We start from the raw sequence: 13,680 nt of genomic DNA on the forward strand, positions 1-13,680 counted from the left end.
GCTCACGCGCCCACGTCTCATGCGTAGTCGCATCGCACGGCACGCAGGGCCGGGTTCTCTAAAGCGGCGTTCGCGCCCCGGACACGCCCTTTGACCAACGGCCTTCCTCTTCCGCGGCGCACCTGGTCGGTTCTGACGATCTGGCTCGCGATCGGCATGGCCGTACTCGACGGTGGGATGGTCAATATCGCCTTGCCGAGCATCGCCCGCGATCTTGGGGCCGATCGCGCCGGGACGATCTGGGTGCTGACCGCCTATCAACTGGCGATGATCGTCAGCCTGTTGCCCCTGGCCGCCCTGGGCGACAAGCTTGGCTATCACAGGACCTACATGATCGGACTGGCGGTGTTCACCGCCGGCTCCCTGGCCTGCGCGGGCGCTCATACGCTTCAACACCTGGTGATCGCGCGCGTGATCCAAGGCTTTGGCGCGGCGGGTGTTCTCAGCGTCAATACCGCCTTGGTGCGCAACACCTATCCGCGCCAGCATCTGGGGCGCGGTATCGGCAGGAACGCGGTCGTCGTCGCCATCGCCGCCAGCGCCGGCCCGTCCGCGGCGGCCGCGCTGCTGGCCATCGGGTCCTGGCCCTGGCTGTTTCTGATCAACGTGCCGATTGGCCTGGTGACGTTGGCCTTGGCCCATCGCGCCCTGCCCCGTCAGCCGGGCTCGGGCGCACGCCTGGATCTAATCGCCGTCGCGCTCAACGTAGCGACGTTCGCGGGACTGACGCTCGGCGCGGAAGCCCTGGCGCGTGACGTGAGCCTTGGCGCGATCGGCCTCCTGGCGCTTGGGGCCTGCGCCGGCGCGACCCTGGTCGGGCGAGAACTTTCGCGTCCCAGCCCGCTGATCCCCCTGGATCTGTTGCGCGTTTCGGCGTTCCGGGGACCGCTCGTGACCTCGGCCCTGGCCTTCGTCGCCCAGATGCTCGCCTTCATCGCACTGCCTTTCCTGCTCCATGACCGAGCGGGTCAAGGCCCGCTGGCGATCGGGTTGCTCATGACAGCCTGGCCGCTGACCTCGGGCCTCGTCGCCTTCCTGGCCGGACGCACCGCCGACAAGGGATCGCCACGCCTGTACATCAGCCTTGGTCTGTTCGTGGTCGCCGCCGGCCTGGGCTTGCTGGTCGCGCTGCCGGCTCAGGCCGGCAGGCCAGGCATCGCGTTGGCGATCGGTCTTTGCGGCGCCGGATTTGGTCTGTTTCAGTCTCCCAATACCCGAAGCCTGATCCTGGCGGCGCCAGCCTCGCGCAGCGGCGCCGCCGGCGGTCTCCTGGTCATGGCCCGGCTGCTGGGGCAGATCACCGGCGCCACGATCGTGGGCCAACTCTTTCGTTCGGGCCTGGACCAACCCACGCTCTACGCGCTCGGCCTGGCGACCTTGAGCGCCGTGATCGGGGGCCTGTTCGCCTTGCGCGGCGCGCCTACGGCGTCGAACGACGGGCCGGCTTCCCCGGCGAGCGCACCGACCGCTTCTCCACCCAGCGCCTAGTTCCTTCGATCACGAGAAACGGCCGCCATGACCCCGCCGACCATCGCCCCCCCGCCCAGCCATCCCGTCGACGACAGGCTGACGCTTGAAGCGCGGATCAACACCTTCCTTCAAGCCATCCTGCCCCGCCGGTCCGCCGACCGGACGGCGATCCGAAGACTGCGCGCGGCGTCCAACGCCGCCATCGCCCGTCATCACGCGGCAGGCGGCGCCGAGCTGCTGTCAGAAGACGCTCTGGTGCTGACCAGCGCCGATACGCGCGTCGAAGGACGCGCGGCGATGATCAAGGCCTTCGATCGCGCCTTCGGCGATCCGAACTTTGTCACCTATGTGCGCAGCCCCCACCGGGTGGCGATCCATGACGGCGGGAACACGGCCGCCGAATATGGCCAGTGGACCGCGGTGCGGCGCGACCGGCACCGCGGCGGCCTCTATCTGGCCCGGTGGGCCAAAATGGCTGAAGGCTGGCGCGTTCAGTCGGAGATCTACGTGCCCTTGGTTTAGAGAGGCCGCCTCAGAGATTAAACGGCCCCCGCAGCGCCGCGCCTAGCGGCGTCATCTCTGTCCACAGAGCGCGGCGGGCCAATTGAAAAGCCCCGCGACTCGCCATCGCGCTTCGCCGCCAAGGCCGGACGCACCCGCCTTGCGCGATGAGGAGCCGCCATCATTGCGCAAAACGGCGCGCCCGGCTGGCGCTCACATGGCCACCGCTCAGGTCCTGAAGGTCGCCGCCATACGGATCGACGCCTGGCGCGCGCGCTCCACCGCCGCCGCGCGGCTGGTGACCAGACGGTCGAGCACCGGCTTGGGCGCGGTCTCGGGCGTCCCGGCGTTGAAGGGCGGCGCCGGCGCATACTCGATGACCAGCTGGATCGCTTCGGCCTCGGCCTGGCTGCGCAACAGCGCCGCGATCGTCAGGCCAAAATCGATGCCCGCCGTGACGCCGCCGCCAGTGATGCGATTGCGATCCTGGACGACGCGATCATGCACCGGCGTTGCGCCCATCAGGGCCAGGTGATCGCGCACCGACCAGTGGCTGGTGGCCTTGTAGCCTCGCAAAAGGCCCGCCGCGCCCAGCAGCAACGAGCCGGTGCAGTCACTGGTGACGTAGCGCGCCGTGCGGCCGCAGTCGGCGAAAAACTGCACCACCTCGGGGTCTTCCATCACGGCGATGGACCCGTCCAGCCCGCCTGGCGCGAACAGGACATCAAGGTCGGCGGGGCAATCGGCGAACAGCGTCGTCGGCGCGATCGGAAGCCCGACCTCGGTCATGACGGGATCGCGGGATTTCCAGACCAGGTGGATCTCACAACGCATTAGGTTGAACACGGTGAGCGGTCCGATCAGGTCCTGCATGACCATCTTGGGATGAACCAGCATGGCGATCTTCGGACGACCGGGGCCCGCGCCGGCGGCTCCCAAGGTCCCTACGGGGATCGGCTTGGGCGCAGTGGGCGCCGCGGGGTCGGCCGCCGCCGGCGCGCCCTGGGCCAGCATGTAGCCGCCCAGTCCCGCCACGGTGATCGACTGGAGAAGACGTCTGCGGTCCTCGGCGTTCTTGTTCGGCGTCGACGCGTCGCTCACGGGCGTATCCCTTGCTCTAGATGACAGGCGCGGGCTGGCGACGTCGCCCTTGTGGGGCGGCCGTAACGCCGAACCGCGGCCGGGAAAAGGCTTCAGACCTTGAGGCGCTGGCCCGCCAGGCGGGCGGCGGCTTCAGCCGCCGCGTCCATGCCCTTGCGCCGGCTTCGGGTGAAGGCGGTCAGCTCGGCGCCGGCCTCCTTGGGCGTGCCGGCGTGGAACGGAGGTTGCGGCGAATATTCCAGGGTCAGCTGGATACGCTTGGCCGTGGTTTCGTCGGTGAGCTTGGCGGCCAGCATCAACGCAAAGTCGATGCCGGCTGTAACACCGCCGGCCGTGATGCGATTGCGATCCACCACCACCCGCTCATCGACATGCTCGGCGCCCATCAGCGGCAACAGATCGGCCACCGCCCACAGCGACGTGGCGCGATATCCCTTCAGCAACCCGGCCGCGGCCAGCACCAAGCTGCCGGTGCAGACGCTGGTGACATACTTGGCCGCCTCGCCCTGGGCCCGAACATAGTCCAACACCGCCAGATCGTTCATGCAGGCGACGCTGCCCATGGTCCCGCCGGGGATCAGGAAGATATCGGCGCTCTTGTTGGCCGTGGTGAAGTCGTGCGTCGGGGTGACCGGGATGCGGCAATCGGTGGAGACCGGGCCGAGGTCCTTCCACACCATCTCGATCTTCGACTGCATAATCGAAAACACCGTGAGCGGACCGACGAGGTCCAGCATCACCATGCTCGGATAGATCAGGATCGACACGCTGGGTCCGTTGCTCGGTCCGGCGGGCGCCGGGCGTTGGGCCTGGGCGTTCGGCGCGGCTTGGGCCGCCTGAGCCGTGGATGACGCCAGGACGCCCGCGCCGAGCATTCCCCCGCTGAGGAGCGTCGTGAGGCGGCGACGATTGATCTCATGGTCAGCCAACGGCATGCGATGCTCCTGATAGCCCGCCCGGCGCGCACGATGCGCGCTGGTGGATCGAGGCGATGCTAGAAGGGCGGCGTGTTGTCGAGAATGACAGTTGACCTTCAAATTCGGCCAATTCGTCCGCCCGCAACGCCGGCCTGGCTCAGGCTTCGTCCTCGCCCACTTGGCGCCGAGCGCTGCTGAACCTTTGGCGATACGCGATCGGATTGACGCCAAAGCGCCGCGCGAACACCCGGCGAAGGTTCTGCTCGTCCCCAAAACCGGCCTGGGCCGCGACCTGCTTCAGAGGCGCCTGGGTCGATTCCAGAAGCCCGCAGGCCGCCTCCACGCGCATCGCCTCTATGGCCCTGGCCGGCGTGTGGCCGACGCGTGCGGCGTAGAGCCGGCTGAACGTGCGCGGCGACATACCGACCCGATCGGCCAGGCGTTCAATGGTCAGATCCGCTCCCAGGTTTTGCCGGATCCAAGCGTGCAGCTCAGAAAATCCGTCGTCCTTCTGACTTTGGAAAGACAGCGGCACCGAAAACTGCGCCTGGCCGCCGGGGCGTTTCATAAACACCACCAGACGCCGCGCCGCTTCGATCGCCACGCGGTGGCCGTAGTCCTGCTCGATCAACGCCAGGGTCAGATCGATCCCGGCCGTCACGCCGGCGGAGGTCCAGATCCTCCCGTCAGTGACGTAAATGGACTCAGGCTCGACGGCGATGTTGGGGTTCTCGTCCTGAAGCAATTTCGCCCAATGCCAGTGGGTCGTTGCGCGGCGGCCTTCGAGCAAGCCCGCCGCCGCCAGCATGAACGCGCCCGCGCAGATCGAGCAGACGCGGCGCGCCCGCCCTTGAAACCGGGCGATCCAGTCGACCAGATCCGGCGGCGCTGCGGGACGACCATCCAAGCCGCCGCCACCCACCATCACGGTGTCGAAAACCAAATGCTCGATGTCGGCCAACTTGCGGGTGACGACAGGCAGTCGCGCCGAGGTCTGGATGACGCCGCCCTTGATGGACGCCACGATGGTCTCATAGCGCTCGGCCGGATCGCGATGAGGTTCACTGGCTTCGAAGGCCTGAAGCGGCCCGCTGATGTCGAGCAGATTTACGCCATCGAACGCCAGGAGCAGAATGCGGATTGGATTTCCGGAAAGGGTCATGGCCGCGGCGATCTCGTCATTGTTCTCGCATCAAGGCGCGTCGCCTCGCGTCAAGAGAGCGTTCAAGATGGACGAAAATTCATCGCTTTTTGTCGTCAGTTCGCGAACGCTTACACCAAACTCAGCTATAGCCTCCAAGCGTTGGAGGCCAAGATGAAGTTTCGCCATTTGTTGCTGGCGCTCTGCTGCGCCGTCGTTGCGCCCTTTGCTGGAAGCGCTGACGCCAAGGATGTCGTGGCGGTCGCGGTGTACCGGGGCGCTGCCGGTTGTGACGACTGTTCGGAGACCGCCAAGGAGGCGATCGAGGCTTTAGACCCTCGCTACAGGGTGGACTTCGTCGGTCCGGGGGAAGCGGTTGACGTAACCGTCTCCAACCTTCGCCGCTATGCGGTCTATGTGCAGCCGGGCGGCGGGCAGAACATTCCCGCCGCCTTGAAGGCGTTGGGCGATCGACGCGTCGCCGCGATCCGCGACTTCGTTTCGCGCGGCAGCGGCTATCTGGGCCTGTGCATGGGCGCCTACCTGGCTGACGACGATAATATCGGGCTGATTGGGGATGATCTGGACTCAGCGGTCGGACGCCCTGGTTTCCCCGTGAGCTCGATCGATGACGATGCCGTCGCCGTGCGGTGGAAGGGGCGCCCCGACACCATATTCTACCAAGATGGACCCTATTCCCGCAGAGCGTGAAAGGCAACTTCCACGCGCTCGCGCACTACGCCAACGGCGACGTCGCGGCCGCGCGCTACATGTTCGGCAAGGGCGTCGTGGTCCTGAGCGGCCCCCACCCCGAAGCGGACAAAAGCTGGTTCGAACAGGCCGGCATTCCTCTTGGCAAAATGCCGAAGACCGATGTCTTGAAGACCCTGTTCGACGAGTTCCGCAAATAGGGTCGTTTGTTACAACGCCACCAGGGCGGATGAACAATAACCACTACGGGCATGGCGCAAGTCCGCCAATATATTGCCATTACGGTATGGCCTTCTGAATAGGTGACCAGGGCCGCTGGTTTTTAGGTCATCGCGTGGAGTCATCTTGCCTTGAGAGTTATCGTTCTCATCTTGACCCTTGGAACGTTCCTGGTCTCGCCGTTGGCCGCCGGAACGGCTCAAGCCGGGGCCCCTTCGCCGCAGGCGCGGCCAACATCGAAGTTCATCGTCCTGTGCGATTGCGCCACGCGCGAGAAACGGGCGCGCGTCCAACAGGCGATCAGACGAGCCGGCGGCACAACCGTATTCACTTACGAAAATCTCGGTGGCTTTGCCGTCGCGCCGTCGAAGTCGAGCAATTCGGCTCGGCTGGAGCAAAGGTTGCGCCGCATACCCGCAGTGACATCGGTTGAACCCGATGGCGAGGCCAGTATCAACAGACGCCATTGAGCGCATCAAGCGCTCTGATTTCTATTCGCGGCGCGCGCGCCAATCTTCCGGCTTCACGACGTTTGATTGTACGATGTGGGTAGGTGCTCGCCTCAGCCAAGGTCCGCCGACGGTCGTCGCCTTCCCTCGGCTCCGCCCATAATCGTCAGGAGCGGCCCTTGACCGGATGCGGGCCGCTCATCTCGACGCTAGCCGCCGAATGACCCACGCGCAGAGCCTTGCGCGGCTCGCCTTCACCTTGATTGCGGCGATGTCGCGCAGATCACTCGGCTAGACCGCAATGCGGCCTGGCTTCCTCACCGGCGCTTGGGTACGCCAGGCATCCGCCTGGCGCCCTGAAGTCGACGCGGCCGAGCACGGAGGCGACCTCGAAAAGCTCCGAGGTCGCGTCGCAACTCCTTACTTCATCAAGCTTTCAATGAAGAACGTGACTTGCGCCGCGTGCTCCTTTGGATTGGCGAATTCATTTGGGAAGCCGTGGCCGCCGGTCGGCCCTTCCAAAAGCAGGGAATCGGCGCCGACGCTTTGCAACTTCGCGGCAAAGCGTCGCCCAAAGCCGGGTCCAACTTGCCCGTCCTCTGTCGATACGACGGTCAGGACATGGGGATAACGCGTACCGGCGCGGATATTCTGGTACGGCGAATAACCCAGCATGATCGGAACTTGCTTGGGGTCCTTGGGGTCGCCCGTCTCCGTGGTTTGGCCGGCGTCGATGATGCTGCCGTCGTCAACGCTTCGGAAAAGATCGGTGACGGGCACGCCGACGAGAGCGGCGCCAAAGAGCTCGGGCTGCTGGGTGACCATATTGGCGGACAACAGACCGCCGAACGAACGCCCAAAGCTGCCGATCTTTCCTGGCGCGGTGAGGCCCGACGTCACCATGTCCTGCGCGACCGCAGCGAAATCATCGAACGTACGCTGTCTCTTGATGCCCTTGGCCGAATTGGTCCATGCCGATCCGCGTTCGCCGCCGCCTCGAATGGCGGCAAGCCCAAAGGCGCCCCCGCGATTGAGCCAGGGGACGAGCCCCATGCCAAGATCGCCGGTGAAATAGCTCGGTTCCACGTTGATCCCATAGCCGCCATAGCCGGACAGAATAACCGGCACAGCACCGGCTTTTGTCGTCTTCGGCTTGACGAGATAATAGTCGACCATCGTGCCGTCGCGAGACCGCGCCGAATGAACCTCCGTCACGAATTTGCTGGCGTCCACCACAGGCTTGCCCGTGAACAGCGTGATCGGCTTGCGACCCGGCAGCACGAGGCTTGTCTGGGTCGGTTGGAGAAACCCCGCCTGCCGGACGATCAGCGCTGGTCCAAAGTGGTCATTGCTCGGAATGGTCATCGCCACCCCGGACGGAGCGGACAGCGAGCGCGTGATCGACCAGCCGCTCGCCGTCGGCCGAGCGATTACCAGTGTCTTTTTGAGGTCGCGGGTTTCGACGAAAGCGATCCCATCGCCGGTTCCCGCTATGCCTTCGAAGGGGTCGTTGACATAGGAGCCCGTCGTTGGTGCGTAGACGGTGGTTACGCGGCGGCCTTCCGGCGCCTGCAAATCGTAAGATATGAGCGTGTCCGCCGCATAAGCCTTGCCCTCGATCACCGCGGCGTCAGCCAGTTGCACGACAACTTTGCTGCCGGTCACAAAAGCCGTGCCGAAATTCTGAAGCTTGGTCGGCAGTTTGAGCTGCTCAACCGACCCGTCTGGTCCGGCCAGATAGAGCTCGAAATTCGAATAGTCGACGACCCGCGTGATGAGGCCCCGCTGCGTGGCGCCCGCGCCAATCGTCGTGGCGCTCACCATCGAGTCTGACGGCTTGGCTGAATAGACCGGCTTGGCTTCTGCTATGGGCGTCCCCCGTTTCCAGGCGACGAGCGTCTGCGCAAACCCGCTCGCCAGTTGATCGGCGGGCTTGCCGACATACCCGATAAGAACGGTGTCGGAATTGAGCCAGCCAAAATCGCCGCGCGTCGGTGGGCTATGGAAGCCGCCCTCAACGAAGCCGCCCGCGGAGAAATCAAACTCCCGATATTCTACAAACGACGCCCCTCCATTGCCAAATGGGATCAGGCAGCGATCCGTCTTCGGCAAACATTGGACGTTGAGGTTCAAAAACATGACTTCGTACTGCTTGCTCTCGCGAGCATTCAGTGCGCCGACGTCCAGCACCAGCCGCCAGTCGATCGCGCGTCCGCTGGCGACCGCTTGGCGCGACGCGACGTAGAAGGCGCCGGCCTTGAACTCTTCATTGCGCACGAAGCGCACGATCTTGTCCTCGAGCAGGAAAAAGCTCGGCGCGGGCGAACTCGCAGCGCGCGCTTGCTTGATTTCCGCCTCGACGGCGGGAAACTCCGGGCTCGCCGTGAGGCGCTGCATGGTTGTCTCGGATTGCTTGGCAGCCCAGTCCAGCGCCTTGGGATCCTTCGCCCTGGCGAGCCAGGTGAATGCGTCAGGCGCGCCGGGGTCGACAACGGACTGCGGCGGGGCGGCGGACTGCGCGTAGGCTGCAGATCCGACCGGCCCAAGCGAAAGGACCGTTGCGGCCAACGCCGCCGACACCAATCGGCGAGCGTGCGCCTGGCTGTCCGCTGAACGGATTTGCTGGCTTGATTTGCGGTTTGACCGACGTTGCATGACCCACCCTCAATCGGCCCGACGCTGCGGCCTTGGTGCGTGACAATTCGTCCAGAATTTAATCGTGTCAACGAATTTATATCGCTCGAACGCGCGCGTGGGCGCCGCCGGCAAGCTTTGACGCGTCGGCCGCCGTCGAGCCGTGCGCAGGCCTTCATTCGTGACGGCCCTGACGGGCGCTTTGGTGCGCCAGGCATCCGCCTGGCGCCCTGAAGTCGACGCGACCAAGGATTGACGCAGGCCTCAGAAGCTTCGACGTCGCGTCGCCAACGACCTACTTCATCAAGCTTTCGATGAAGAAGGTCACTTGCGCCGCGTGCTCCTTGGGATTGGCGAATTCATTTGGGTAGCCGTTGCCGCTGGCGGCCCCTTCCAAGAGCAGCGAGTCGGCGCCGACACTTTGCAGTTTCGCGGCGAAGCGGCGCCCGTAGCCGGGTCCAACGATCGCATCCTCCGCCGAGGCGACGGTCAGAACATGGGGATAGTGCGTGCCTGGGCGTATATTCTGGTACGGAGAATAGCCCAACATAATCGGCGCTTGCTTTGGATCCTTGGGATCGCCCGTCTCCGTTGCTTGGCCGGCGTCGATGATGCTGCCGTCGTCAACACCTCGAAACAGGTCGGTGACTGCCACACCCACGAGAGCGGCGCCGAAAAGCTCCGGCTGTTGGGTGACCATATTGGCTGACAGCAAGCCCCCGAACGAGCGCCCGAAGCTGCCGATCTTTCCTGGCGCGGTGAGGCCTGACGTCACCATGTCCTGGGCGACGGCGGCGAAATCATCGAACGTGCGCTGTCTTTTGATGCCCTTGGCCGAATTGGTCCATGCCGACCCGCGTTCGCCGCCGCCTCGAATGGCGGCAAGCCCAAAGGCGCCCCCGCGATTGAGCCAGGGAACGAGCCCCAGGCCAAGATCACCCGTGAAGTAATTGGGATCCACGTTGACGCCGTAGCCGCCATAGCCGGACAGAATAACCGGCACAGGACCAGCCTTTGTCGTCTTGGGCTTGACGAGATAGTAGTCGATCATCGTGCCGTCGCGAGACCGCGCCGAACGCACTTCCGTCACGAATTTGCTGGCGTCCACCACAGGCTGGCCGGTGAACAGCGGGACCGACTTGCGACCGGGCAGCACAAGGCTTGTCTGGGTCGGTCGCAGGAATCCCGTCTGGCGCAGGAGGAGGCCCGATCCAAAATGGTCATTGCTCGGAATTGTCATCGCCACCCCGGGCGGCGCGGACAATGAGCGCGTGATCGACCAGCCGCGCGCCGTTGGCCGAGCGAGCACCAGCGTCTTTTTAAGGTCGCGGGTTTCGATGAAAGCGATCCCCTCGCCAGTTCCTGCTATGCCTTCGGTTGGATCGTTGACGTACGAGCCCTTCGGTGGCGCATAGACGGTGCTCACCCGGCGGCCCTCCGGCGCTCGCAGATCGTAAGATATGAGCGTGTCCGCCGCGTAGGGTTTGCCCTCGATCACCGCGGCATCAGCCAGTTGCACGACAAGTTTGTTGCCGGTTACAAAAGCCGTGCCGAAACTCTGCAGTTTGGTCGGCAGCTTGAGCTGGTCAACCGATCCGTCTGGTCCGGCCAGGTAGAGCTCGACGTTCGAATAGTCGATGACTCGCGTGAGGAGACCGCGTTGGGCAGCGCCTGCGCCAAGCGTGGTGGCGCTCACCATCGAGTCTGTCGGCTTAGCCGATAGAACCGGTTTGGCTTCTGCTATCGATGTTCCCCGCTTCCAGGCGACGAGCGTCTGCGCAAAGCCACTCTCCAGCTGATCGGCAGGCTTGCCGACAAAGCCGATGATAATGGTGTCAGGATCGAGCCAGGCGAAATCGCCACGGGTCGGCGGGCTGTGGAAGCCTCCCTTGACGAACTCACCTGTCGAAAAATCAAATTCGCGATTTTCGATGAAAGTAGACCCTCGGTCGCCGAGCGGGAGAAGGCAACGATCTTTTCTCGGCAGGCATTGCACGTTGAGGTTTAAGTATATGACTTCGTATTGTTTGCCCTCGCGGGCATTGAGTGCGCCCACATCAAGTACGAGCCGCCAGTCGATCGCGCGCCCACTGGCGACCGCTTGGCGCGGCGCAACGTAGAACGCGCCAGCCTTGAACTCCTCGTTGCGCACGAAGCGCACGATCTTGTCCTCGAGCAGGAAAAACCTCGGCTCCGGTGAACTCGAAGCGCGCGCTTGTTTGATTTCCGCCTCGACCGCGGGAAAGTCCGGGCTCGCCGTGAGACGCTGCATGGTTTTTTCGGACTGCTTGGCGGCCCAATTCCGAGCCTTGGGATCCCGCGCCCGGGCGAGCCAGGTGAATGCGTCGGGCGCAGCGGGGTCAGCCACGGATTGCGGTGGGGCCGCGGCCTGCGCCGAGGCCGCAGATCCCACCGGCCCAAGCGAAAGGACCGCTGCAGCCAACGCCGCGGACACCAGTCCGCAGTAAGTCGACAAACCTACCGCTGAACGGAGCTTCTGGCCTGCTTTGCGGTTTGACGAACGATGCATGACCCACCTTTACGCTGCCCGACACCGCGCCCCAGTCGCGTGACAGTTCGTCCAGTATGTCACCATGTCAACGATTATGCATCTTGAGCCGGCGCGCCATGGGTGAACGGAATCCCTTGACCTCTCGTCCGCCGCGACACCTGCCGCACAGCGCGATTGCGCCCTCCTTTTGGCCAACACGTGGGCGGTCGCCGGCTTGACCCAAGCCCGCCTCACCCACGCCAAGGGGCGCATCGGCGCGACGCTGCGCGCGACTGATTGTTTGAAGGGCAATCGGCGGGCGCGGCCGATCCGCCCTCCACCGGCCTTCGCGGGAATCATCGATAGAGGCGATATCGCCGGAATGGCGATCGAAAAGCCGCGCGGCCGAACATGCGCACGCCGTACGAAGAGAGGGCCTACGATCCGTTCCCGGCGCGGTATATAGCGATCACATCGTCGCGCCAGGCTGCGCCGCTGGTCGGGCGGTCATAGAACATGTGTCCCCCGGGATAGACGCGCAGCCGCAGGCGGTCACCGGCCAATTTAGACGGCATCTGCTGGATCAGTAGCTTGGACAGAAAATACGGACAGGCCGTGTCGTTCCAGCCGTGCGAGATCAGGACCTGCATTCGGGCGTCGCTGGCCATGACCTTGCGCAGTTCGGTGACCGCGGTGTCGGCGGTGTCGTTCTCGAACATTTCGTAGAGCGCGTAGTTATGGGCGCGATAGTGGCCCTCCACGCGCCAGCCCACCTCGTTCAGAACAAAGTCGGTGATGGCCGCTGTATAGGGCGCGCTCGCCGAGAGGATCGGATCGAAATAGTCTCGATTTTGCTTGGCCGGAAACGGATCGAGGGCTTTTACCCGTGCGTCATAGCCAGAGGAGACGACGCCCTCGTCACGGTGGCGCTCGCGCAGCGCCACCGTGGGCGATAAGCGCCCGTCCATCCGACGAACGATGAATGGATTGACGCCGATATAGTCAGCGACCTTCGCCGAAAGGCGATCGGTGGCCGCAGGATCCGACGCCCCGGCGAAGAAGTCGGTCAGGAATTCGGTCTGCGCGTAGCGCTCGACCGGCGCCAACGTCTCCGGGCTGAGCGGCCTGCCCTCCTCCTCCCAGTGCGACGCCGTAAGCGAGGGCAAGCTGGCCATGTACTGGAGCGGCGACAAGGCATCCTGATCGCTCTGGGCCGGGATATCGAGATAGGGCGACACCAGGGTGAGCCCCGAGAAACCGATCCCGCCGTTGATCTGCAGCTCGTAGGCGATGCGGGGCAGCCGATATCCGGCGTAGCTCTCCCCAACCATATACTTGGCGCTCTTCATGCGATCGTTCTGAGCAAGCCACTGATAAATGACCTCGCTCAGATATTTGACGTCCGCCTTGGCCGTCATGAAGGCTTTTTTTGTTTCGGTCTCGTCGACGCGGCTGCGTGAGAATCCGGTCCCGACCGGATCGATGAACACCAGGTCGGTGAAGGGCAGCCAGCTGTTTTGGTTGTCGACCGTGATTGGCGCGCTCGACGCCGTATGCCCGGCCTCGATAGACTTGGGCCCAATCGCCCCGAGATTAAGCGTCGCGGAGGCGGCGCCCGGGCCGCCATTCATCGCGAACGTCACGGGACGTGAGACCGCCGCCCCCGGGACCGTATAGGCGGTATAAACCACCTCACCGAGCAACCTGCCCCGCTCGTCGCGCAAACCGATGGCGCCGACGGTGACGACATAGTCGATCCGTTTGCCCTGAACGATCGCGGAGCGACGTATTGACCGCGGCGCGGGAAAATCTATCAGCTGGTCAGCGGCTGAGACCACTTGCGCGGGCTTTTCGGCTGAGACTGCCGGGGTGGCGGTGATGGGCATCGCGCTCAACGCAATCAGGGCCGCTACGCGACGAAACATCATCATCTCCTAATACCCCGCCGACCAAGCTCACCACTTGGGCAGACCAACGAATCTTGCTGCGCGCTGAGGCGGCGCCCATCCCGTTAAGACATAATGTCAGGCCAACAGCCCAATAAGC

The 13,680-nt window shown here is 64.4% G+C and carries 10 protein-coding genes; 4 read left to right on the forward strand and 6 right to left on the reverse strand.

The window, feature by feature from the left end; all coding sequences use genetic code 11:
• The first annotated feature begins 90 nt into the window (after nucleotides 1–90).
• Entirely contained in the window at nucleotides 91–1,488 is a 1,398-nt protein-coding gene (locus ACW175_RS14460) for an MFS transporter (protein WP_492100744.1), read from the forward strand.
• A 27-nt stretch (nucleotides 1,489–1,515) separates the two neighbouring features.
• Nucleotides 1,516–1,992, forward strand: coding sequence for a YybH family protein (locus tag ACW175_RS14465; protein ID WP_492100745.1), 477 nt, complete (start codon nucleotides 1,516–1,518; stop codon nucleotides 1,990–1,992).
• Between the two features lie 207 nt (nucleotides 1,993–2,199).
• On the opposite strand, the gene ACW175_RS14470 is transcribed toward ACW175_RS14465, so the two are convergent.
• The 3 genes from ACW175_RS14470 to ACW175_RS14480 all read right to left on the reverse strand — a co-directional run bounded on the left by ACW175_RS14470 (nucleotide 2,200) and on the right by ACW175_RS14480 (nucleotide 5,151).
• A complete protein-coding gene (locus ACW175_RS14470) occupies nucleotides 2,200–3,072 on the reverse strand; it encodes a DJ-1/PfpI family protein (RefSeq protein WP_492100746.1) in 873 nt (290 codons plus the stop codon).
• 92 nt (nucleotides 3,073–3,164) lie between these two features.
• On the reverse strand, nucleotides 3,165–4,007 hold the full coding sequence (locus ACW175_RS14475; RefSeq protein WP_492100747.1) for a DJ-1/PfpI family protein: 843 nt from the start codon (nucleotides 4,005–4,007) through the stop codon (nucleotides 3,165–3,167).
• A gap of 139 nt (nucleotides 4,008–4,146) precedes the next feature.
• Nucleotides 4,147–5,151: a GlxA family transcriptional regulator gene (locus tag ACW175_RS14480; RefSeq protein WP_492100748.1), complete on the reverse strand. Its 1,005-nt coding sequence runs from the start codon at nucleotides 5,149–5,151 to the stop codon at nucleotides 4,147–4,149.
• A 153-nt stretch (nucleotides 5,152–5,304) separates the two neighbouring features.
• Here ACW175_RS14480 and ACW175_RS14485 point away from each other — a divergent pair, with 153 nt between their 5' ends.
• Nucleotides 5,305–5,841 carry a BPL-N domain-containing protein gene (locus tag ACW175_RS14485; protein WP_492100749.1) on the forward strand — a complete coding sequence of 179 codons (537 nt, stop codon included), beginning with the start codon at nucleotides 5,305–5,307 and terminating at the stop codon, nucleotides 5,839–5,841.
• Nucleotides 5,838–6,041 carry a hypothetical protein gene (locus ACW175_RS14490; RefSeq protein WP_492100750.1) on the forward strand — a complete coding sequence of 68 codons (204 nt, stop codon included), beginning with the start codon at nucleotides 5,838–5,840 and terminating at the stop codon, nucleotides 6,039–6,041. The genes ACW175_RS14485 and ACW175_RS14490 overlap by 4 nt, the downstream gene beginning before the upstream one ends.
• Before the next feature lie 888 nt (nucleotides 6,042–6,929).
• On the opposite strand, the gene ACW175_RS14495 is transcribed toward ACW175_RS14490, so the two are convergent.
• From ACW175_RS14495 to ACW175_RS14505, 3 genes are all read right to left on the reverse strand, one after another.
• Nucleotides 6,930–9,164, reverse strand: coding sequence for a prolyl oligopeptidase family serine peptidase (locus ACW175_RS14495; RefSeq protein ID WP_492100751.1), 2,235 nt, complete (start codon nucleotides 9,162–9,164; stop codon nucleotides 6,930–6,932).
• A gap of 274 nt (nucleotides 9,165–9,438) precedes the next feature.
• The gene (locus ACW175_RS14500; RefSeq protein ID WP_492100752.1) at nucleotides 9,439–11,673 is read right to left on the reverse strand and encodes a prolyl oligopeptidase family serine peptidase; all 2,235 of its coding nucleotides are present in this window, start codon (nucleotides 11,671–11,673) and stop codon (nucleotides 9,439–9,441) included.
• A 398-nt stretch (nucleotides 11,674–12,071) separates the two neighbouring features.
• Nucleotides 12,072–13,565: a S10 family peptidase gene (locus ACW175_RS14505; protein WP_492100753.1), complete on the reverse strand. Its 1,494-nt coding sequence runs from the start codon at nucleotides 13,563–13,565 to the stop codon at nucleotides 12,072–12,074.
• Nucleotides 13,566–13,680 lie beyond the last annotated feature (115 nt).

The organism is Caulobacter sp. FV1ye6ST, assembly GCF_058681225.1.